General features: G+C 70.0%; 16 protein-coding genes. 4 read left to right on the top strand and 12 right to left on the bottom strand.

Translation table 11 applies throughout. The features are described 5' to 3' along the window. Nucleotides 1–9: 9 nt before the first annotated feature. Nucleotides 10–1,104, top strand: coding sequence for an ROK family transcriptional regulator (locus HNR22_RS01270; RefSeq protein WP_179778620.1), 1,095 nt, complete (start codon nucleotides 10–12; stop codon nucleotides 1,102–1,104). Nucleotides 1,105–1,150: 46 nt separating this feature from the next. Here HNR22_RS01270 and HNR22_RS01265 read toward each other — a convergent pair whose 3' ends face one another. The 11 genes from HNR22_RS01265 to HNR22_RS01215 form a co-directional block, all read right to left on the bottom strand. Next, nucleotides 1,151–2,419, bottom strand: coding sequence for a L,D-transpeptidase (locus HNR22_RS01265; RefSeq protein ID WP_246380598.1), 1,269 nt, complete (start codon nucleotides 2,417–2,419; stop codon nucleotides 1,151–1,153). Between the two features lie 348 nt (nucleotides 2,420–2,767). Next, a complete protein-coding gene (locus HNR22_RS01260; RefSeq protein WP_179778619.1) occupies nucleotides 2,768–3,745 on the bottom strand; it encodes a hypothetical protein in 978 nt (325 codons plus the stop codon). 32 nt (nucleotides 3,746–3,777) lie between these two features. Then, entirely contained in the window at nucleotides 3,778–5,304 is a 1,527-nt protein-coding gene (locus HNR22_RS01255) for an OmpL47-type beta-barrel domain-containing protein (RefSeq protein WP_179778618.1), read from the bottom strand. Nucleotides 5,305–5,312: 8 nt separating this feature from the next. Next, nucleotides 5,313–9,248 (bottom strand): ThuA domain-containing protein, encoded by a 3,936-nt coding sequence (locus HNR22_RS01250; protein WP_179778617.1) that lies wholly within the window; start codon nucleotides 9,246–9,248, stop codon nucleotides 5,313–5,315. Between the two features lie 18 nt (nucleotides 9,249–9,266). Beyond that, nucleotides 9,267–10,271 carry a multicopper oxidase domain-containing protein gene (locus HNR22_RS01245; protein ID WP_179778616.1) on the bottom strand — a complete coding sequence of 335 codons (1,005 nt, stop codon included), beginning with the start codon at nucleotides 10,269–10,271 and terminating at the stop codon, nucleotides 9,267–9,269. A 374-nt stretch (nucleotides 10,272–10,645) separates the two neighbouring features. Next, entirely contained in the window at nucleotides 10,646–11,485 is an 840-nt protein-coding gene (locus HNR22_RS01240; protein ID WP_179778615.1) for an amino acid ABC transporter ATP-binding protein, read from the bottom strand. 4 nt (nucleotides 11,486–11,489) lie between these two features. Further along, complete coding sequence (locus HNR22_RS01235) at nucleotides 11,490–12,284, bottom strand: amino acid ABC transporter permease (RefSeq protein WP_088947763.1); 795 nt, start codon at nucleotides 12,282–12,284, stop codon at nucleotides 11,490–11,492. 76 nt (nucleotides 12,285–12,360) lie between these two features. Beyond that, on the bottom strand, nucleotides 12,361–13,179 hold the full coding sequence (locus HNR22_RS01230; protein ID WP_179778614.1) for a transporter substrate-binding domain-containing protein: 819 nt from the start codon (nucleotides 13,177–13,179) through the stop codon (nucleotides 12,361–12,363). A 175-nt stretch (nucleotides 13,180–13,354) separates the two neighbouring features. After that, complete coding sequence (locus HNR22_RS01225; protein ID WP_179778613.1) at nucleotides 13,355–14,032, bottom strand: hypothetical protein; 678 nt, start codon at nucleotides 14,030–14,032, stop codon at nucleotides 13,355–13,357. A 144-nt stretch (nucleotides 14,033–14,176) separates the two neighbouring features. Then, entirely contained in the window at nucleotides 14,177–16,453 is a 2,277-nt protein-coding gene (gene katG, locus HNR22_RS01220) for a catalase/peroxidase HPI (RefSeq protein ID WP_179778612.1), read from the bottom strand. Continuing rightward, entirely contained in the window at nucleotides 16,450–16,905 is a 456-nt protein-coding gene (locus tag HNR22_RS01215; RefSeq protein WP_308194534.1) for a Fur family transcriptional regulator, read from the bottom strand. Before HNR22_RS01215 ends, katG begins: the two co-directional genes overlap by 4 nt. A gap of 199 nt (nucleotides 16,906–17,104) precedes the next feature. Between HNR22_RS01215 and HNR22_RS01210 the strand changes: the two genes are divergently transcribed. From HNR22_RS01210 to HNR22_RS01200, 3 genes are all read left to right on the top strand, one after another. Beyond that, nucleotides 17,105–17,512 carry a YciI family protein gene (locus HNR22_RS01210; protein WP_179778611.1) on the top strand — a complete coding sequence of 136 codons (408 nt, stop codon included), beginning with the start codon at nucleotides 17,105–17,107 and terminating at the stop codon, nucleotides 17,510–17,512. Continuing rightward, nucleotides 17,509–18,651, top strand: a complete 1,143-nt coding sequence (locus HNR22_RS01205; protein WP_179778610.1) for a sigma-70 family RNA polymerase sigma factor — start codon at nucleotides 17,509–17,511, stop codon at nucleotides 18,649–18,651. Before HNR22_RS01210 ends, HNR22_RS01205 begins: the two co-directional genes overlap by 4 nt. Nucleotides 18,652–19,127: 476 nt before the next feature. Further along, complete coding sequence (locus tag HNR22_RS01200) at nucleotides 19,128–20,111, top strand: glycoside hydrolase family 11 protein (RefSeq protein ID WP_246380596.1); 984 nt, start codon at nucleotides 19,128–19,130, stop codon at nucleotides 20,109–20,111. 206 nt (nucleotides 20,112–20,317) lie between these two features. Here HNR22_RS01200 and HNR22_RS01195 read toward each other — a convergent pair whose 3' ends face one another. Further along, a complete protein-coding gene (locus HNR22_RS01195; RefSeq protein WP_179778608.1) occupies nucleotides 20,318–21,745 on the bottom strand; it encodes a serine/threonine-protein kinase in 1,428 nt (475 codons plus the stop codon). Nucleotides 21,746–21,758: the final 13 nt, after the last annotated feature.

The following is a 21,758-nucleotide window of genomic DNA, read 5'->3' as shown; positions in this document are numbered from 1 at the left end:
GGTGGTGAGATGACTCGCATCACTGCCGACGTGCGGTTCCTGCGCGGCTACAACCAGGCACGGGTCATGGCACTGGGGCGCACCGTTCGAACGTTCGAGCGGTCGACCGTGGTCGAGGCCACCGGGCTGACACCGCAGGCGGTCTCCAAGGTCATCGCCCGTCTGAGCGCCGACGGCCTGATCCGTCCCGCCGGTGTGCGCCGTACGGGCATCGGCAAGCCCGCTGTCGTCTACGAACTCGTCCCCGACAGCCGCTACGCGATCGGCGCGCACGTGGCCCGGCGCACCCTGCGGCTGGTCCTGGTCGACCTGGCCGGCACCGTGCGCCACTCGATGGTCAGCCCACTGCCCGGCGACTTCACCCCGGAGCAGCTTCTCGACGCCCTGACGGCCGGCATCGACGCGATGACCGGCAGCAGCGACCTTCGGGGCCGGCTCACCGGGGTGGGCATCGGCATGATCGGCCCGCTGGACCACGCCCACGGCCTGGTCCGTGACGCCCACGGCCTGCGGCACTGGCACGACGTACCGCTGCGCGAGATCGCCGAGAAACTCCTCGGCCTGCCCGTCCACCTCGACAAGGACGTCACCGCCGGGATCACGGCCGAGGCCTGGCGCCACGGCGCCACGTTCGGCGACGCGGCACTCATCATGATCGAGTCCGGCATCGGTGGCGGATTCTGGCTGGGCGGCACGGCCCACCGGGGCGCGCACACCAACGCGGGCGAATTCGGCCACACGGTCGTCGACCTGAACGGACCTCGCTGCGTCTGCGGTCGCCACGGGTGCCTGGAGATCGTGCACAACCAGGCCACCGATGCCGGAGACATCGACCTGGCCTCCCGCGTCGTGGCGGTGGGCGTGGTCAACCTTCTCCAGACACTCGACCTCGCCCACGTGGTGCTGGCGGGCGCGGATCTCCTACGGCATTCGCGGACCTATCTCACGGCGGTCACCGAGGCCGTCCAGGCCGACGCGCGACGCGCGGACTGGCTCACCACGAGGGTGACCCTGTCCAGCCTCGGCGCCGACGTCATCGCCGCGGGTGCCGCCATGCAGGTCCTCGACCAGCACTACGGCGTCCCGGAACTCGCCCCGGCCTGAGCCACGGCCACCGACCCGCCGCGCAGCTAGCCGGACACCTGCGGGTTCAGCCGCCGGAGGCGGCGGGACCCGGCGTCGGCGAACCGCCGCCGACCGCGTCCGCGTGCGGCACCGGGGTCGGAGCCGGTCGAAGAGCGGGGGGTACCGGCAGTGCGCTGCCCTTGACGAACTGGTCCCAACTGGTGTTCCAGGCCGTCCACCCGTTGCCAGGCTGCAGCCGGACCTCGGTGCCGGTGAAGGTGACCAGGTCACCGACCTGGGTGACGCCCATCAGCCAGTCGGCGTTGGCCGCCGAAATGTTCGTGCAGCCGTGCGAGACGTTGCGGTGCCCCTGGTCCGACACCGACCAGGGCGCTCCGTGGATGAACTCGCCGCCCCAGGTGAGCCGTTGCGCGTCCTGGACGTTCACCACGTAGCCGCCGTTCGGCTCGCCGCGCGTGTCGAACGTGGTGCGCTGGTGCTTCTCCATGATCACCATCTTGCCGCTGGAGGTCGGCGTGCTCGGCTTGCCGAGGCTGACCGGGATCCTGCGGATCAGCTTGCCGTCGCGCAGCACGCGCATCTGCTTGGTGGCGTTGTCGACCTCGATTGCCACCTGCCGCCCGATCGTGGACGTCGCGGTGCGGTCGGCGTCACCGACGTGGTTCTTGCCGATCGGCAGGCCCTCCAGGCCGGCCCGGACGCTGATGGTCGTGCCCGGCCGCCAGAAGTCCGGAGCGCGGTAGTAGACCTGACTGCCGTCATCCACCCAGGACCAGGCACCCGGCTGCGGTGGGTTCGTGCTGACGAACAACCGGCGCTGGACGTCGGCGCGGTTCGCCTTGGCGATGGGCGGATCGAAAGCGAGGGTCACCGGCATGGCCGTGCCGTACGTCTGCTTGTCGGCGAAGTACAGCGTGCTTGTCACCTGCGGCTTCGTCGACGCCGGCATGGTGGTGAAGGTCGTCGTGCGGGTGGTGGCCCGTCCGGAGTCGCCGGTGGCGGTCACCTCGGCCGTGTAGGTGCGCTGTGGTTGCAACGGCGCCGTCGGCACCCACGTCGAGCCGTCCTCCCGTGGTGCCGCACCGACCAGCACGCCCTCGTCGTCGGCGATGCGCACGGCGGTGATCGTCCCGCCCTTGACGTGCACTGCCACCTCGGCGCTGAGCGGCACGTCCCGGGACAGGTCGGCGGGCGTGAGGGTCAGTTCGGGCGATGGCACCACCTGCTCGGCGGGTCGGGCGACGGGTTTCCGCTCGACAGTGCACCCCCCGAGAAGCAGCGGTGCCGCCGCGACGGTCACCACCACGAGCGCCATTCGCCTTCGCGACTCCATCGAACGTCCCCCGGGCTCTCGTGCTTTCCGTGGCCGCAATTCTCTCCGCGTCCACTGCCCGCTGCGCTGTTTCCGAAAATCACGCAGCGAAGGGGGGAACCTGCTCTCCTCCTCCTGACCGCCTGCACCCCACGGGCCTGGACGAGTGCTTCCCTACTCAAGAGGGGGACAGCGTGCGCTTCAGCTGGCCCGCTATGTCGATGTGCTGTTGAGCGATATACCTCAGAGGTATGAATATGACTCTGAGGTATATCGCTCACTACCGCATCCTCCCCAACGGAGGTGACTGACGGTCACCGACGGCCGCCGGCTGCGCCCACCGCCCCAGCCAGGTCAGGACTCCCTCGTCTAGAGCCTCGCGACGCCGGCCGCGGTGGCCTCCTGCACCGCCGAGGTACGGCGGACCTCGGCCCGCTGGTCACCGGCGTCCTCCCGGTCCCCGGCGGCCACCCGTGCCGCCCGGTTGGTGGTCGTGGCCGCCTGGTCGCCGGTCACGCCACCACGGATCCGGTTGTTGGCGGCCACCTGGGCCGCCGGGTCGTTGCCGGTCACCGTCAACTGACCGTTGATGATGTTGTCGTCGATGGTGACGCCACCGGTGGTGCTGGTGATGCTGACGTCCCCACCCCAGTAGCCACCGGAGGCGCAGCTGTCGAGGGCGCCGTTCGGGCCGACCTGCACGCCGCCCAGGTTGCCGGCGAAGGTGGCCTTGCCGCGTACCGCACTGCCGCACACGACACTGCCGGTGGCGCTGTTGAGCACCGACAGCGTGCCGTCGACGAACGAGTCGTGCAGGTCGGTGTAGTAGGTGCCGGTGCTGCTGAGGTTGCGCTGCACCTGGGTGCCCCGGTCGAGCCGGACCTCACCCGCGCCGACGGTGACGTTCCCGGCGACCGTCGACTCCTCGGCGAACAGGAAGCTGTCAATGGTCGCGCTGCCCTTCGGCCGCACGGTCACGGTGCCGGTCTGGGCGTCTTTGAGGAAGATGCCGTACCCGCCGGCGGCCAGCACCACCTGGCCGTCGACGGTGGTGTCGGTGGCGTCGAGATAGCCGTCCGCGGCGACGCGTACCTCGCCGCTGACCCGCCCACCGGTCACCACCAGGTTGCCGCCGGCCGCGACGGTGACGTTGCCGGTGATCGTGGTGCCGGTGAGCGCGCAGGACTCGCCCGCCGGCACGTACAGGTCGTTGGGCACGGTCACCGCCCCACCGGTGCCGATGCAGTGGGTGACCAGGTCGGCGTGGGCGGTGGGTGCCACGGCCAGCACCGAGGCGGCGATGACGGCGCTCACGGTGGCCAGCTTGGCGACGGTACGTCCGGGCATCGTTGTACTCCCTGTCGATGAGATTCGAGGACTCATGCGCCGACGTCCGATCGGGCCGCGGCCCGGACGATGGCGCCCTGCTGCCGCCGGTCGAGCGTTCCGCCGGCCACCAGCGCGGCGGTGACCGCCTCGACGTGCCGGACGAAGTGGGCGTGGTCGGGGTAGTCGGCGTGTTCGTCGATCAGATCGTTGATGGTGCAGCCGTCGCCGGTGTCGACGTTGCCGACCCCGGTGTCGTCACCGTCGATGACCACTGTGGCCCGGGTGTCGGACCCGGGGCAGGCGTCGGTGCCGTCCGCCACCACGGTGAACGTCGTCGACTGCTCGGTGGAGGCGTTTCCGGCGGCGTCGGTCGCCCGGTACCGCAGGGTGTGCGCGCCGGTGGCGCGGACCGTGACCGGGGTGGCGTACGCGGTCCAGCCCCCGGTGTCGAGCGCGTACTCGACCGACGCCACGCCGGAGCCGGCGTCGGTCGCGGTGACGGTGACGGTCGCGGCACCGACGTACGCGCCGTCGCCGTTGCGCTCGCCGGTCACCGCGGCGGCCACGGCCGGCGGAGTGTCGTCCTCCTCCGGCGGGGCGACGACGGTGAAGTGGGACATCTGCTCCGCCGACGTGTTACCGGCGACGTCGGTGGCCCGGTAGTGCAGCATGTGCATCCCGGCCGCGTTCACGACGATCGGATTCGTGTACGCGGTGAAGGCTGCCCCGTCCAACGCGTACTCGATGGTGGCGACACCGGATCCGGCATCGGTGGCGGTCAGCGTGGCGGTGGCCGTACCGATGTAGTTGCCGTCGCCGTCCTGCTCGCCGGCCAGTGCGGCCGTGACCACCGGCGCGGTGGTGTCGTCCTCCCCCGGCTCGACGATCCGGAACGACACGGAGCCGACCGCACTGACGTTGCCGTCCTGGTCGGTGGCCCGGAACTGCACCGAGTGGTCACCGATCGCGGTCACCCGCACCGGCTCGGTGTACGGCAGGAAGCTGGTGTCGTCGACCTGGTACTCGACGGTCTCCACACCGGAACCGGTGTCGGTGGCCGTCACGGTCACCGTGGCCGCGCCCAGGTAGTTGCCGTCGCTGTCGCGGTCACCGGCCACGGCGGCGGTCACCGTCGGCGGCGTGGTGTCGCCGCCTCCACCGCCGTCGGTGACCACCAGCTCACCGACCATCTGGCTGTGCCCCGGGATCGAGCAGAAGTAGCGGTACCGGCCCGGGGTGAGCGTCACTGTCGCCTGGTGGCGGCCGTTGTTGGCGTCGAACGGGCTGGCCAGGATGTTCAGCGTGACGTCGTGGTTGTAGCCCTCGGTGCTGGTGTCGAAGGTCAGCGTGTGCGGCATCCCGATGGTGTTGCCGGTGGCCTCGCTGTTCTCCCAGATGATCGTGGTCTCGCCGGCCACCGCCTGGGCGGGTGCGGACTTGTAGCGGGTGATGTCGCCGTCGGCGGTCCAGGTCAACACCTGTTCCGCGACGCGCGGGGCGGCGGAGGCGGGCGTCGCGGCCCACGGGATCACCGTGAGCAGGAACGCCGCCAGCGCAGCCGTCAGTCGTCGGGTCATCGTCTCTCCTAGAGCTCGCGCACGCGGACGTTGCGGAACTCGGTCAGGTCGTTGTCACCGTGGTTCTGCAGGCCGATGAAGCCGCGCAGGAACTGCCGCAGGTCCGTCGGCGGGTCGCCGGCGCGGGAGGACTGCTTGCCCGGCGTGTTGTCGAACTCGTTGATCACCACGCCGTTGCGGACCATCGTGTAGTGCTGCCCGACGACGCGGATCTCGTAGTCGTTCCACTGCTCCTTCGGGGTGACGCCGGCCTGGGCGAGCGGCACCGGGTCGAAGTTGTAGACCGAGCCGGTCTTCTGCGGCTCGCCGGTCTCACCGTCGTAGATCTGGATCTCGTGTCCGCAGTAGATCGCCACCCACGCCTGCGAGGTGCGGGCCGATCCGACAGTGCCGCAGCTGCCCGGCGGGCGTTGCTCCAGCGGGATCCGCGGGTCCGGGAAGCGGGTGAAGACGCCGGTGTTGGCCCGGCCGGTGCCCGGTGCGATGTCGCGGAACTGCACCTTCAGCGAGAAGTCGCCCAGTTCCTTCGTGTGCCAGAGCATGCCCAGGCCGCCGCTGGAGCGCAGCGACCCGTCCGGCTGGATGGCGAACGAGCCCGTCGGCGCCTGCTCCCAGCCGCGCAGCGACTCGGCGGTGCCGTCGAAGAGCGGCTCGTAGCCGGTGCGCCCGTTCCTCCCGACCTCCGACGCCGCAGCCAGGCGGGTGAGGGTGCCGGACTCCCGGGCCGTGAGCAGGTCGTCGTCCTGCAACGCGCGGGTCACCGCGCCCACGTGTCGGACGAAGGCGTCGTGGTCGGCCCAGGTGCTCTCGTCGTCGATCAGGTCGTTGATCGTGCAGCCCTGCCCGACCGGGCGACTGGGCACCCCGGTGTCCGTCTCGTCGAGCCACACGTTCTGCCGGCTGTCGGGCACCGCACAGCCCACCGTGACCGTGCTCTGCACCGTCGCGGTCTCACCGTCGGCGTACGTGACGGTCAGCTTCGCGGTGTAGGTGCCGACAGTGGCGTACGTGTGCCGGGGGTTCGCCTCGGTGGACGTGGCGCCGTCGCCGAACTCCCACCGGTGGCTGACGCCGCCGGAGCGGGCGCCGTCGAAGGCGATGGTCAGCGGCTTGTTCTGCACGGCGACCGAGTTCGCCGCCGGCACCGGGGTGGGGGCGCCACCGGTGTAGGTGATCCGGATCAGCTTCTGGTTGGGGTGCAGGCTGAAGAACCCGCCGCCGTAGTCCAGCAGGTAGAGCGCGCCGTCCGGGCCGAACTTGGCGTCCATCCAGCTCTGCAGCCGGGTGTCGCCGTTGCCTCCCGGAATGATGGCGCGCAGGGACTCGGCGTACACCGGTGGGGTGGCCTGCGGCACACCGGCCGGGTCGACGGTGACCGCTACCCGGTTGGCGGCGTTGGACTGGTCGCCGATGAACCACTTACCGTCCCAGTGCTCCGGCCACGCCACACCGCTGGTGGTGTCGACGAGTTCCCGGTGGTACGTCGGGCCGGACATGATGGCCTGCCCGCCGCCTCGCAGGTACGGCTGGGTGTAGGTGGCGTCGGCCGCGACGTAGGTCGGCAGGCCGCTGCCGTCGGTCCGCTTCGGGAAGACCGGGCCGCCGCCGTCGGGCGAATACCAGATCATGTTGTCCCGGGCGGCCGGGATGTCCACCAGACCGGTGTTGCGGGGCGAGGTGTTCTTCAGGTTGTCGCAGTCGTACCAGCCGGTCAGCACCGTCGCGTCGGTGCTGCTGCGGTCCCGGTACGGCTGCCGGTTGCCCATGCAGTACGGCCAGCCCTGGTTACCGGCGGAGGTGATGATGGTGGCCGTCTCGTACTTGGCCGGGCCCAGGGTGGGGCTGGGCGACGAGGCGTCCGGGCCGACCCAGCCCGCGGTCAGCCACTGGTGCACCGGGTCGATCTGGAGGCGGGCGATGTTGCGTACGCCCATCACGTAGATCTCCGGGCGGGTCTTCTCGGTGCCCGGTGGGAACAGGTTGCCCTCCGGGATGGTGTACGTCCCGTCGGCCTCCGGGTGGATCCGGATGATCTTGCCGGCGAGGTCGTTGGTGTTGCCCGAGGTGCGGCGGGCGTCCTGGAAGGAGATCCCCTGGTACTCCTGGGTCCAGTTGTTGCCGGAGTAGCCCTGCGACCCCTCGGAGGAGTTGTTGTCGCCGGAGCCGACGTAGAGGTTGCCCTTGGCGTCGAACGCCATGCCGCCGCCCGCGTGGCAGCAGCTGTGGACCTGCACCGGGAACTGCAACAGGTCCTTGCGGGTGGTCTGGTCGATGGTCTGCGCCTGGCGGTCGTAGGTGAACCGCGAGATGGTGCGCTGCCCGACCCGCTGCACCCGGTCGACCGACTCGTGCGGCATCCAGTAGACGTAGAGCCAGCCGTTGTCGGCGAACTTCGGGTCGGGCACGATGCCGAGCAGGCCCTCCTCGTTCTTCACCAGCTCCGAGCCGCTGCCCCGGTTGCCCATCACCTCCAGGGTCGTGAGCAGTTTGGCCTGCTTGGTCCGTGGGTCCCAGGAGTGGATAGTGCCGCAGCCCAGGCCGACCTTCGGGTTGTTCCAGTCCGCGATCGGGCCGCTCGGGCAGGCCGCCTTGCCGACGTAGAAGACCGTGCCGTCCGGCGCGATGGTGAGCCCGTGCGGCTCGCCGATCTGGTCCAGTTGCCCGGTCTGGTTGGCCGCGGTGAGCCGCTCCACCTTGTAGTTCGCGGCGATCGTGGCCTGGCAGTCACCGCGTACGCGGCCGGTGGTCCAGTTGAGAGCCCCGGTGAGGTGCGTGCGGAACGCCTCCTCGCCGTAGCTGCCCTCGGTGTGGCCCATGCCGGTGTAGAACGACCGGCCGCCGTCGTAGTCCCGGCACCAGGACACCGGGTGGAAGGCGCCGTTGGCGGCCGCTCCCGGGTTGTAGTGCCGCTCCTCGACCTGGGCGAGGGTGTGCACAGTGCCGATCGGGTTCGGGTCCCAGTTCTCCCAGCGGTCCGAGCGGGTGATGGTCAGCGGCAGCGACGCCGTGGCCGGGTGCTTCCGGTCCAGGATGTCGACCACCGCGCGGTTCACCGCGGGCGGCTCCGGGGCGGTGGTGCTGCCGGTGAACAGGCGCAGGTCGGCGAGCTGGACCAGCGGTTCGCCGCTGTTCGCGGTGACGTTGAGCCGGTAGCGCGTGAACTCCTGCGGGGTGGCGATGTCGAACCGGCGGGTCTGGTACCGGTCCGGGAAGCTCTGGCCGGTGCGCCGGTCCAGGTCGGTCCAGGTCTGGCCGTCCGTGGAGCCCTGGAGGGTCCAGTCCTTCGGGTCCCGGCCGGAGGAGTCGTTGGCCGACGTCAACGCGTACCCGGTGATCCGTTTGGGTGCGCTCAACTCGTACGCCACCCAGGCGGTCGGGGTGCGGACGAGCCACTTCGTGTTGGCATCGCCGTCGGTCAGCTTCTCCTTGGTCTCGTTGGGTGGGTTCTCGCCGCTGGCGGTCACCCGGGCCACCGGCTCGGCCACCGGGATGGCGCCCGCCGGGCGGGTGCCGATCAGGCCGGTGAACCAGGTGGAGTCGACCTGGGCGCGGGCGGCGTCGGCGATGCCGACGAAACCACCGCCGGCCTTCATGTAGCTCTGCAGCGCCGACTCCTGGTCGCGGTTGAGCGCGGCGCCCGTCGCGGAGAGAAACACCACGCTGCGGTACGCGGACAGCTTGGCCGTGGTGAAGACAGCGGGGTCCGTGGTGGCCGTGACATCGATGTCATGACCGGCAGCAAGCTGTTTGATGGTGTCCACCGCGCGGGACACCGGGTCCTGCTGCTCGGCCACCGGCCCGTGGAACACCAGGACGGCGGTCCGCTGCGGCTGCGCTGCCTGCGGGGCGGCTGCCGGTGGCGGCGCGGCTGCCGCCGTCGTCGCGGGAATCAGTGTGGCGAATGCCGCTACCGCGGCAAGGGCTCGTCGTATTTTTCTGGTCATCCCCGTCCCCACTTTCGGTTAACTTCCGTGCGTGTGGGTGTGGCCCTGGAACCGGTGGATCGCCTCCTCGGCACCCGGTGGCATGCTGCCGTCGGCGTTGCGCACCAGGAAGATCCCGGCCATGCCGCCGTCGGAGTGGGTCTGCACGTGGCAGTGGTACATCCACGCCCCGGGTCCGACGCCCTCCCCGGCCAGCACCTGGAAGCCGAACGAGCTGCCCGGGTTGAGGTCCTTGTTGTCGACGACCAGGCTCGGGTCGCTCGGGCCCTCCAGCATTCCGGTGCGGTTATCCGCCCAGCGGTGGGCGTGCAGGTGGAAGGTGTGGAACAGGTTGCCGTGGCCGATGGCGATCCACTCCACCCGCTGACCCAGGTTGGCCTCGAACATGGGCGTGGCCGGCGCCATAAGGTTGTTGATCATCATGTCGTGGAACACGACAGTGAACTGCTTCTCCGGCAGGATGTCGCCACGGCGCCGGACGATCAGCGCCCCGTACAGTCCCTTCGCGACACCGGCGGTGCCGTGGTCGGTGCCCATCGCGTGATCGTGGTAGTGCCAGTAACCGGCGCTGCCCGGCATGTACCGCCGACCCGCCGCGGCGACCATCTCGTGTGAGCGCCAGACGTACGTCCGTGTCTCACCGGGATTGTTGAACGAGGCGTTGAACGGGCTGCCGTCGGACTCGGTGCTGTAGTCCACCCCGTGCGGATGGATGGACAACCGCTGGTTGGTCGTGTTGACCAGGGTGATCTCCAGGGTGTCGCCCTCGTACATCTCCAGCAGTGGCCCGGGCACGGTGGCCTGACCGGGCGCGAGGCCGTAGCCGAACAGGTTGCCGGGCAGCTGCTCGGCGTAGATGGTGATCTTCTTGGTGACGCCGGCGGCAGCCCGGGCGGGGCTGCCTCCGAACGCGGTGCCGATCGTCGGGGCGGACGCGCCCAACGCCCCGGCGGCGAGCGCGCCGGTGGCGATCAGCGATCGGCGGGACAGGTGGCGGTGGGAGCCAACGGCGTGATCGTCCATGGGTCTCCGTTCCCAACCGGGCGAAGACGCGACGAGGACAGGGTGCATCGACCCGAGCACGGGGGCGGTAGCACGACTGAGGGTGAGGCTCGTCGCGAACTTTGCTCGGAAGACTCAAGACTTTCGGTGGATGACAGCAACTTATGTAATCCATCGACGAAAGTACAGGGTCTGATTGCAAGAAGATTACCTTGACATCACGACGGCCGTCGATTGACATGAAGCTGACACACAGCGGCCCGCAGGGATCCGGGCTGGTCAGTCAGTCGGTGGCGGACGCCGACGCCCACCGGCACGAGCGCGGACGCGCGCACAGGTCGACGCCGGGTCGCCCTCGATGAGGCAACCCGGCGAGAGACGTACGGGATCGTTTGTCAGAGGTGGTGGCGGTCGTCCGCCGGCAGGGCGGGAGCCTCCGGCGGCTCGGGCGACTGGTCGGTCTGACCGAGCTGGGCGACCCGGGTCGGGTCGAGGACCCGGGAGAGGAACGCACGGGTCCGCTCGTGCTTCGGGGCGCCGAGCACCTCCTGCGGTGGCCCCTGCTCGACCACCACCCCACCGTCCATGAACACGACCCGGTCGGCGACGTCGCGGGCGAAGGCCATCTCGTGGGTGACCACCATCATCGTCATGCCGTCCTCGGCCAGTTTGCGCATGACGGTGAGCACGTCGCCGACCAACTCCGGGTCCAGCGCGGAGGTGGGCTCGTCGAAGAGCATCACCTTCGGCTCCATCGACAGCGACCGGGCGATGGCCGCCCGCTGCTGCTGCCCACCGGAGAGCTGCGCCGGGAACACGTCGGCCTTGTCGGTCAGCCCGACGCGTTCCAGGTTGGCCCGGGCGACGCGCTCGGCCTCGGCCCGGCCGCGCCTGAGCACCCGGCGCTGGGCGATGGTGAGGTTGTTCAGCACGGTCAGGTGCGGAAACAGGTTGAACGACTGGAAGACCATGCCGATGCCACGGCGCACCGCGTCGACCTCGACATCCGGGTCGGTCATCTCGACCCCGTTCACCCAGATCCTGCCGGCCGTCGGCTCCTCCAACAGGTCGACGCAGCGCAGCAGTGTCGACTTGCCGGACCCGGACGGCCCGATCACGCAGACCACCTCGCCCTGGCCGACCTCGAAGTCGATGCCCTTGAGCACCTCGAGCGGCCCGAAGGACTTGTGCAGGTCGCGGATCTCGACGGCAGGGCGGGATGGGGTCGTCGTCATGCGGTCACCGGGCCTTGGCGTAGCGGAGTTCGAGGCGACGTACCACCTGGGACAGGGGCAGAGTGATGATCAGGTAGGCGAGGCCGGCCACCAGCAGCGGCGTGGCGTTCACCCGGTCGTTCAGCATGTCCCGACCGAACTTGGTGATCTCGATGGTCTGCGCCGTCACACCCAGCACGTACGCCAGCGACGAGTCCTTGGTGAGCAGGATGAGCTCGTTCGTCAGCGGCGGGATCACGATCCGGAACGCCTGCGGGATGACGATCGTGCGCATGGCCGTGAAGTGCGACATGCCGAGGGTGCGCGCCGCCTCCATCTGCCCCTTGGGGACGGCCTGGATGCCAGCGCGGATGGTCTCGGCCATGTAGGCCGCCGCGGTCAACCCGAGGCCGATGGCGATCGAGCCGAACACCCCGCCCGGGATCTCGCGCTCCGGGAAGGCGATCGGGATGCCGTACCCGACGAGGAACAGCACCAACAGGGCGGGCAGACCCCGGAACAGCTCGATGTACGCCGTCGCCACCCAGCGGTACGGCGCGACCCGGGACAACCGCATCAGCGCCAGGATGGTCCCGAACACGAGACCGAAGGCGAACGCGCCCAGCGTGTAGAGGATGGTGTTGCGCAGCGCCACGGTGATGATCGTCGGGAACATCGACTTGATGATGTCGACGCGGAAGAACGCGTCGGCCAGCCTGTCCCAGTCGGCGGCGAAGAGCACCGCGGCGATGACGGCGATGAAGACCAGGTACTGGAGCCCGAGGGACAACCGCTCCCGCTGGCGGCGTCGCAGCTTCACGTTCGCTCGTTGCCTTCCCGGAGGTTACCGACACGGAGGGCGCGCGGGGCGCACGCCCTCCGTTACCACGCGATGATCAGGCGCTCGGCCGCTTGCCGATCCACTTCTCGTAGATCGTGTCGTACGTGCCGTCCTGCTTGGCCTTGGCCAGCACCTCGTTGATCTTCTTGAGCAGCTCCGGGTTGGCGTCCTTCTTAACCGGGAAGCCGTACTGCTCGCCGGTGTCGAACTCGGCGGCAACCTCGAACCCGCCCGGGTTCTTCTTGAGGTACTCGCTCCAGACCGGCAGGTCGTTGATGGCGGCCTCGACCTGGCCGTTGGAGACGGCCTGCTGCAGGGCGGCGAGGTCCTCGAACTCGACGAGCTGGAGGCCCTTCTCCGCCTCGAACTTCTTGGCGTAGTCACGACCCGTGGTGGCCGCCTGGACGCCGAACTTCTTGCCCTTGAGGTCATCGAGCGACTTGTAGGGCTTACCGGTCTTCACCAGCAGCGCCTGGGTGGCGTCGAAGTACGGGTCGGAGAAGTTCATCACCTTCTGCCGTTCCTCGGTGATGGTCATGCCGGCGGCAGCCGCGTCGCACTTGCCGGTGTTCAGGTCCTGGCCGGACTTGATGCCCTCGAACGGGGTGTCGATGATCGTCTGCTCGACACCCAGCTCCTTGGCCACCAGGTCCATGATCTCGACGTCGAAGCCGGTGACCTTGCCGCTGGCGTCCTTCGACTGGAACGGCGGGTACGGCAGGTGGGTGCAGACGGTCAGCTTGCCCGCCTCGACCAGCTTGACTCCGCTCGCCTGGACCTCGCTGTCATCCTTCTTGGCGCAACCCGCGCTCAGCGCGAGGGCGGCGATCGCCGCGACGAGACCGGCCCGACGGACGGCAGTTGGGAACCTCACGGCTGTGTCCCTCCGATTCGGCTTCCATTGCACAGAAAGCCAATCTGGTTCATAGACTTTGCGATAAGCGACCGTACCCGATCAGGCGGGCCACTCCCAGATCTTGACCGGCCGCTCGGCCGGGCTCGGCAGCGGCGCCCGCTGGCGAACCCGACATCGAGCAGCAAAGCGCCGCTCAGCCGCCGGTTCCCTCGGGTGACCCGTCCGGCGTGAGGGGCCCCTCGTGGGAGTCTGTGTCGAGGAACACGTGCTGATGGCCGTGCCCGGCGTCGACACTGACCTGGTCGAGTTGGGTCGCCGCGACCGACCACATCGTCACGGCCTGGGCCGCCTGTCGCGCCGTGACGGCCAGCAGGGCCGCACGCTGCGCCGCCGGGACGTCGGCGGCCAGCGCGTACGCGTCGACGGCCAGCGACGCCTGCTGGATCGCCGCGCGCAACCCTCCTCGCGCCACGTTGGTGGCGGTGGTGCCCGACGGTGGGTCAGCGAACGGCTCGGCCGCCTGGCGCATGATCTCCTGCCATTGGCGCGCCTGGCCCGGGTCCGGCGCACGCCCAGCTGACGTCTCCGTCTTGACGGCGGCCAGGACGGGGGCGATCTGGTCGCGGACGCGTCGGGCCGTCCCGGTCAGCTCCAGGATCTGCTGAGCGTCCCGCTTCGCCTCGGCCTCCTGGATGGTCGCGATGGCCGCCTCGGTGGCGTCCGGGCGGCCCACCTGGTAGCCGACCAGCCCACCCAACAGGGCGGTGACCAGCGCGACCGCCCCCGCGACCGCCACGAAGCGTGTCGTGCGGCGATGACGCACATCGGCTCTGTCCGACAGGTAGGAAGGCCGGCCGGTGCGACGCGCCATCGCATCTCCTCACATCGATGGAGTGTGGGGCCACAGATTAATCGCCTTTCCAGACGCCCGTCGACAGTGGCGCGAGTGGTGTGAACGCCGACGAGCCCCGGCCGATCCACTAGCGATCGGCCGGGGCTCGTCGGTGTCAGGCGGTCAGGCGATGTCGAAGCGGTCGAGCTCCATGACCTTGGTCCAGGCTGCCACGAAGTCGGCCACGAACTTGTCGCGGGCGTCCTGGCTGGCGTAGACCTCGGCGAGGGCCCGCAGCTGCGAGTTGGAACCGAAGATGAGGTCGACCGCGGTGGCGGTCCACTTCACCTCGTCGGTGGCCAGATCGCGGATCTCGTACACGTGCTCCTCGGACTTCGACGCGCTCCACCGGGTGCCCGGGGACAGCAGGTTGGCGAAGAAGTCGTTGGTGAGCACACCCGGCCGGTCGGTGAGGACACCGTGCTGGGCACCAGCGGTGTTCGCGCCGAGGGAACGCAGGCCGCCGACCAGGACGGTCATCTCGGGCGCGGTCAGGTTGAGCATGTAGGCGCGGTCGATGAGCAGCACCTCCGGCTGGGTCTTCTCGCCGGGACGCAGGTAGTTGCGGAAACCGTCGGCGCGCGGCTCGAGGACCCGGAACGACTCGACGTCGGTCTGCTCCTGCGTGGCGTCGGTGCGGCCCGGCCGGAACGGCACGGTCACCTCGACGCCGGCGTCACGCGCCGCCTTCTCGACGGCGGCCGAACCGGCCAGCACGATCAGGTCGGCGAGCGAGATCTTCGCGCCGCCGGCCTCGTTGAACTCCCGCTGGATGCCTTCCAGAGTGGTCAGGACGGTCGCCAGCTGCTCCGGCTGGTTGACCTCCCAGTTGCGCTGCGGCTCGAGACGGATCCGCGCGCCGTTGGCGCCACCGCGCTTGTCGGTGTAGCGGAAGCTCGCGGCGGACGCCCAGGCGGTGGAGACCAACTGGGCGGTCGTCAGACCGGACTCCAGGACCTTCGCCTTGAGCGCGGCGATGTCGGCGTCACCCACGAGCTCGTGGTCGACGGCCGGCACCGGGTCCTGCCACAGCTGCGGCTCCGCCACCCACGGTCCGAGGAAACGCTCGATCGGACCCATGTCGCGGTGCAGCAGCTTGTACCAGGCCTTGGCGAAGGCCAGCGCGAACTGGTCGGGGTTCTCCAGGAAGCGGCGCGAGATCTTCTCGTACGCCGGGTCGACGCGCAGCGACAGGTCGGTCGTGAGCATCGTCGGCTTGTGCTTCTTCGACGGGTCGTGGGCGTCCGGGATGATCGCCTCGGCGTCCTTGGCGACCCACTGCTTCGCGCCACCCGGGCTCGTGGTGAGCTCCCACTCGTAGCCGAACAGGATCTCGAAGAAGCGGTTGCTCCACTGCGTCGGCACGTCGGTCCACGTCACCTCGAGACCGCTGGTGATCGTGTCACCGCCCTTGCCGCTGCCGTGGGTGCTCAGCCAGCCCAGGCCCTGCGCCTCCAGCGGGGCACCCTCGGGCTCCGGACCCACGTGGTTGTCGGCGACACCGGCACCGTGGGTCTTGCCGAAGGTGTGGCCACCGGCGATGAGGGCGACGGTCTCCTCGTCGTTCATCGCCATCCGGGCGAAGGTCTCGCGGATGAAGTGCGCCGCCGCGAGCGGGTCGGCGTTGCCGCGAGGCCCCTCCGGGTTGACGTAGATGAGACCCATCTCGGTCGCCCCGACGCCAGCCGCCATCTCCTTCTCGGAGGCGTAGCGCTCGTCACCGAGCCAGGTGTCCTCCGGGCCCCAGAAGATCTCCTCGGGCTCCCACACGTCCTCACGACCGAAGCCGAAACCGAAGGTCTTGAAGCCCATCGACTCCAGGGAGACGTTGCCGGCCAGGACCAGCAGGTCGGCCCAGGAGATCTTCTGGCCGTACTTCTGCTTCACCGGCCAGAGCAGCCGACGGGCCTTGTCGAGGTTGGCGTTGTCCGGCCAGCTGTTCAGCGGAGCGAAACGCTGACCGCCGTCGCCAGCTCCACCGCGACCGTCCTCGATGCGGTACGTGCCGGCGGCGTGCCAGCTCATCCGGATCATCAGGCCGCCGTAGTGGCCGAAGTCGGCCGGCCACCAGTCCTGCGAGGTGGTGAGCGTCTCGGTGATGTCCCGCTTGAGAGCTTCGACGTCGAGCTTGGCGAACTCCTTGGCGTAGCTGAAGTTCGCACCCAACGGGTTGCCCTTGGACGAGTGGGCGTGCAACACCGAGAGGTCGAGCTGGTTGGGCCACCAGTCCCGGTTGGTGCGCGGACGACCGCCGGTCTTGGGAGTCGGCGAGTCGATCGCCGGGTTCTCGCTCTCGCTGCCGTGCGCGGTCACCGAGTCGTGCGCGACCGGGCAGCCGGCCGCTGCCTTCTGGTCCACGCCCTGCGCACTGGTGGGGCCGTTGTCCTGGGTGTCGCTCATGTGCTTCCTTCCGAGCTTGCGGATCTCTGGGGCGTGCGTTCGGTCGCGCAGTCGGGACAGGTGCCCCAGTAGACGACCTCCGCCTCGTCGACCACGAAACCATGATCGTCGGAGGCGGTGAGACAGGGAGCGTGGCCGACGGCGCAGTCGACGTCGGCGATCGCGCCGCAGGAGCGGCACACGATGTGGTGGTGGTTGTCCGCGACCCGGGACTCGTAGCGGGCGGTCGCCCCGGCAGGCTGGATGCGCCGCACCAGACCAGCGTCGGTGAGCACCCGCAGCACGTCGTACACCGCCTGGTGGGACACCGTGGGATGATCCGCCCGGACCAGCGCGATCACGGCGTCGGTGCCGACGTGCGGGTGGTCGCGCAGCGCCGCGAGCACCGCCAGTCGAGGCCGGGTCACGCGCAGCGAAGCGGCCCGCAGTTGCGCCTCGAAGTCGGACATCACCCGACGAACACTAGCTCACTATTTTGGAACGAATCAAGTTTCACGCCGGTCCCGCGCCACCGTGTCCGACCGGTTCCACCCACGCTCCTGAGCCAGAGTAAAAATAATCCGGACGGCCATGTCGAGAACCGGCGACCAGCTCCGTCCCCGGGGTGAAGGCGGCCACGAAGGGCCCCACACCCGCACCGAGGAGAAGACGATGGCGAAGTACCTGCTGCTCAAGCACTACCGCGGCGCCCCGAGCGCGGTCAACGACGTACCCATGGACCAGTGGACGCCGCAGGAGATCTCGGCGCACATCGCGTACATGAACGACTTCGCGGCACGGCTCGAGCAGACCGGCGAGTTCGTCGACGGTCAGGCCCTGGCCCCCGACGGGGTGTTCGTCCGGTACGACGGTGAGGGCCGCCCGCCAGTCACCGACGGCCCGTTCGCCGAGACGAAGGACCTCATCGCCGGCTGGATGGTGATCGACGTCGACAGCTACGAGCGCGCCGTCGAGCTGGCCGGGGAGCTGTCCGCCGCCCCCGGAAAGGACGGGAAGCCGATCCACGAGTGGCTCGAACTGCGCCCGTTCCTGACCGAGCCGCCCACCATCACGGAGTGAACGAGGCACTGATCCGGAGCCTCACGCCGAGTGTGCTCGGGGTCCTCGTCCGCCGCGGAGCTGACTTCGCGGCGGCCGAGGACGCCGTACAGGACGCGCTGGTCGAGGCGGTCCGCGTCTGGTCGGCCGACCCGCCGCGGGACCCGAAGGGCTGGCTGGTCACCGTGGCCTGGCGTCGGTTCCTCGACGCGACCCGGGCGGACGCGGCCCGCCGTCGGCGTGAGAACCTGGTCGACGAGGAACCCCCGCCCGGCCCCACCCCGGCGGTGGACGACACGCTCCAGCTCTACTTCCTGTGCGCCCACCCGTCGCTGACGCCGTCGTCCGCGGTCGCGCTCACGCTGCGCGCCGTCGGCGGGCTGACCACCCGCCAGATCGCCCAGGCCTACCTGGTGCCCGAGGCGACCATGGGGCAGCGCATCAGCAGGGCCAAGCGCACCGTCGCCGGAGTGCGGTTCGACCAGCCCGGTGACGTCGCCACCGTGCTGCGCGTCCTCTATCTGGTCTTCAACGAGGGCTACTCCGGCGACGTCGACCTCGCCGCCGAGGCCATCCGGCTCACCCGGCAGCTCGCGGCCGCGATCGACCACCCCGAGGTGGCGGGGCTGCTCGCCCTCATGCTGCTGCACCACGCCCGGCGCACCGCCCGGAGGGCGGCCGACGGCAGCCTGGTGCCGCTGGCCGAGCAGGACCGCGGCCGGTGGGACACCGCGTTGATCGCCGAGGGCGTCGGAATCCTCCAGGCGGCCCTCGCCCGGGACCGACTGGGCGAGTTCCAGGCCCAGGCCGCCATCGCGGCGCTGCACGCCGACGCGCGCACCGCCGGGGAGACCGACTGGGTGCAGATCGTCGAGTGGTACGACGAACTCGCGCTGCTGACCGACAGCCCGATCGTCCGGCTCAACCGCGCGGTCGCCGTCGGCGAGGCCGACGGCCCGCGCGCCGGTCTCGCGGCGCTCGCGGCACTGGACGACGCACTTCCCCGCCACACGGCGGTCGCGGCCTACCTGCACGAGCGCGACGGCAGCGTGGCGACAGCGGCGCGGCTGTACACCGCGGCGGCCCAGAAGGCCGCCAACCTCGCCGAGCGCGACCACCTGACCCGCCAGGCCGCGCGGCTCAACGCCCTCCGGAGCTGACCGGCGTCTGCCTGCCTCGCACGCCTCGACCGGCGGGTGATTGCGGTCCGGAAAGTCTCCGGAAGTTTTCGGCGGGTTCTTCTCGCGTCCTCGTCGACCACCGCAGCTCCCCGGTAGCGCATCTCGACTTCTGATCGACTACTGACCTGGATAGATATCGCTCCCATGGCAGATGGCCGGTCGCCGCGACGTTGCCGGCGTGTTTCCGAAAATTGTTGACAAGTCGACGGCGGGGTTAATACGGTCGCCATCGACGGTGTTCAATCGCCGTCAGCACCAGTCACCGCGACCCACTCCTCCGGTCGTCGCGCAGGACGACCGGCCACCACCACGCGGTACGACGCCGATGGCCGTCCCGGGCCACCGACAGCCTGCGGGCCGTATCGCACCGCTGGCCCCCGCCAGCCGCCACAAGGAGGAACACGTTAATGATCGACACCGGCGAGATCCCCACCAGACCCAGGAGGCGTGGCCGCATGCGGCTGCTCCTCGGCGCCGCCTGCGCCGCCGTCCTGGCCGTCACCGGCACGATGACCGCCACCAACGCGTACGCGGAGGCCGACCGGACCCTCACCTCGAACCTCACCGGCACGCACAACGGCTACTTCTTCTCGTTCTGGAAGGACAGCGGCAACGCCAGCATGACGCTGCGCGCCGACGGCCGATACACCAGCAGTTGGGACAGGAGCACCAACAACTGGGTCGGCGGCAAGGGTTGGGCCACCGGCAACCGGCGGACGGTCACCTACTCGGGCAGCTACAACCCGGGCAACAACAACACCTACCTCGCCCTGTACGGATGGACGCGCAACCCGCTCATCGAGTACTACGTGGTGGAGAACTTCGGCAGCTACAACCCGAGCAGCGGCGCCACCCGGATGGGCACGGTCACCACTGACGGCGGCACCTACGACATCCTGCGCAGCCAGCGGGTCAACGCCCCGTCGATCGACGGCAACCAGACGTTCTACCAGTTCTGGAGCGTCCGCCAGCAGAAGCGCTCGAGTGGCACCATCACCACCGCCAACCACTTCGACGCCTGGGCCCGTGCCGGCTTGAACCTCGGCACCAACCACAGCTACCAGATCATGGCCACCGAGGGCTACCAGAGCAGCGGCAGCTCCGACATCACCGTCCGGGAAGGCAGCGGCGGTAACCCGACCTCCGGCCCGACCACCACCAACCCGCCCAGCAACGGCAACTGCAACGCGACGCTCTCCGCCGGCCAGCAGTGGGGCGACCGGTTCAACCTCAACGTCGCGGTCAGCGGCACCAACAACTGGGTCGTCAGCCTCGGCCTCGGCGGCGGCCAGAGTGTGCAGAACAGCTGGAACGCCTCCGTCAGCGGCACGAGCGGCACCGTCACCGCGAGACCGAACGGCAACGGCAACAACTTCGGAATCACGATCATGGCCAACGGCAACTGGAACTGGCCGACGGTCACCTGCAGCACGGGCTGACCTGATCAGCTCCTGACACCACACCTCTGGCGTGGCGGCCCCGGCCGCCACGCCAGAGGTGCGCCATGGGCGTCCCCGTCGCCTCGGCGGCAGATCATCGCCGACATCACCGGCCGCCACCGGCCCGGCGCGACCCGGCTGCCGACGCGCGTTCCCGGCGGGCTCGGTGGACTGGTGCGGGAGCGTGCGGCCGCTGCCGTCGTCCGCTAGACCTGCGGCACGGCGGCCTGCCCCGTCGGCGATTCCTCCCCCGCCGCCTCCTCCCCCGCCTCCGACTCGTCGGTCGACGGCTCGTCGGTCGGGCCCGAAGCTGGGTCGTCCGTCGGTTCACCCGTCGGGGCCCCCGTCGGTCCCGCCGGGGCACTCTCGGACGTGGTGGGCTCGGGCGTATCCACAGTGCCCTCACCGAGCGACGCCGACGGGCTCGCCGTGGTCCCGCCCGCCGAGCCGGTGGCCGTCGGGGTCGGGGATCCGGGCGCCCGCACCGGCAGACCCGCGGAATCGCGGGTGGCCGGTTCGCCGCCGCCGGCACCGGGGCCGGGCTCCCCCTGCGGCGGCACCGCGGGTGGCACCACGGGAGGCGTCGACGGCCGCCCGGTCGGGCCCGTCATCATCCCGGTGGGATCGGCGAACACCAGGACGGCAGCCGCGGCGGCCAGCGATCCGAGGAGCACCGCGAGCCCGGTGGACCCAGGGCTGCCCGCCCGCCGCGCCGCGCCGCCGAGGGCGGAGCGCCGGGCAGACCGGTGCTCGGCCGGCACCGCGATCGAGGTCGCCGCGGTGGCGGTCCGCAGCAACTCATCTGACGCGTCGGTGACCGCCTGCGCCGCCGTGGCCATGGCCGCCGCCGTCGGAAAGCGGTGGGCGGGCTCCTTGGCCATCGCGGTGGCGACCAGCCGACGGACCGCCTCCGGAACGTCCTCGGGCAGCGGAGGCGGTTCCTCTCCGAGGTGCCGCAGCGCCACCGCGAGGGCGGTCTCTCCCTGGTGCGGCGGCCGGCCGGCCAGGCAGTGGTAGACGACGGCGCCCAGCGCGTAGATGTCGATCGCCGGGGAGGTCTCGTTCTTCGCGATCTGCTCCGGAGCCATGTACAGGGCGGTGCCGACGACCTGGTTTGTAGCGGTCAGGCTCACCGCCTCCTGCGTCACCGCGACGCCGAAATCGACGAGGACGACGTGCCCGTCCGGCTCGATGATCAAGTTGCTGGGCTTGACGTCCCGGTGGACGACCCCGGCGTCGTGCGCCGCCTGGAGGGCACGGGCGGTCTGCGCGGCGATCGACATCGCCTCGGCGACGTCCAGCCGGCCGACCTCGGCGATCCGCTGCGACAGAGGCTGCCCCTGCACGCATTCCATCACGATGTAGGCGAGGACCGGCGCTCCGGCACGGGACACCTCGCCGTAGTCGTAGACCTGGGCGACACCCGGGTGACGCAGAGCCGCCATCGCCCGGGCCTCGCGGCGGAACCGTTCGCCGAAGCCGGCGTCGGTGACCAGCCGAGGTTGCAGCATCTTGATCGCCACGCAGCGGTCCAGAGTTTCGTCGACGGCCCGCCACACATCACCCATACCGCCACTGGCGATGCTCTCGACCAGACGGTATCGGTCTCCGACGACTTGCCCCACACTCGGCATGAAGCTTTCGGTA

The organism is Micromonospora jinlongensis (assembly GCF_013410645.1).
GTDB lineage: Bacteria > Actinomycetota > Actinomycetes > Mycobacteriales > Micromonosporaceae > Micromonospora > Micromonospora zamorensis.
The sequence above is the reverse complement of the archived record's forward strand: the minus strand, read 5'-3'. Positions and strand labels throughout refer to the sequence as shown.

What these genes read in the sequence shown, in the direction of transcription:
- HNR22_RS01270 (WP_179778620.1), top strand. Translation starts at nt 10, where the DNA reads ATGACTCGCATCACTGCCGACGTGCGGTTCCTGCGCGGCTACAACCAG.
- HNR22_RS01265 (WP_246380598.1), bottom strand. Translation starts at nt 2,419, where the DNA reads ATGGAGTCGCGAAGGCGAATGGCGCTCGTGGTGGTGACCGTCGCGGCG.
- HNR22_RS01260 (WP_179778619.1), bottom strand. Translation starts at nt 3,745, where the DNA reads ATGCCCGGACGTACCGTCGCCAAGCTGGCCACCGTGAGCGCCGTCATC.
- HNR22_RS01255 (WP_179778618.1), bottom strand. Translation starts at nt 5,304, where the DNA reads ATGACCCGACGACTGACGGCTGCGCTGGCGGCGTTCCTGCTCACGGTG.
- HNR22_RS01250 (WP_179778617.1), bottom strand. Translation starts at nt 9,248, where the DNA reads ATGACCAGAAAAATACGACGAGCCCTTGCCGCGGTAGCGGCATTCGCC.
- HNR22_RS01245 (WP_179778616.1), bottom strand. Translation starts at nt 10,271, where the DNA reads ATGGACGATCACGCCGTTGGCTCCCACCGCCACCTGTCCCGCCGATCG.
- HNR22_RS01240 (WP_179778615.1), bottom strand. Translation starts at nt 11,485, where the DNA reads ATGACGACGACCCCATCCCGCCCTGCCGTCGAGATCCGCGACCTGCAC.
- HNR22_RS01225 (WP_179778613.1), bottom strand. Translation starts at nt 14,032, where the DNA reads ATGGCGCGTCGCACCGGCCGGCCTTCCTACCTGTCGGACAGAGCCGAT.
- katG (WP_179778612.1), bottom strand. Translation starts at nt 16,453, where the DNA reads ATGAGCGACACCCAGGACAACGGCCCCACCAGTGCGCAGGGCGTGGAC.
- HNR22_RS01210 (WP_179778611.1), top strand. Translation starts at nt 17,105, where the DNA reads ATGGCGAAGTACCTGCTGCTCAAGCACTACCGCGGCGCCCCGAGCGCG.
- HNR22_RS01200 (WP_246380596.1), top strand. Translation starts at nt 19,128, where the DNA reads ATGCGGCTGCTCCTCGGCGCCGCCTGCGCCGCCGTCCTGGCCGTCACC.
- HNR22_RS01195 (WP_179778608.1), bottom strand. Translation starts at nt 21,745, where the DNA reads ATGCCGAGTGTGGGGCAAGTCGTCGGAGACCGATACCGTCTGGTCGAG.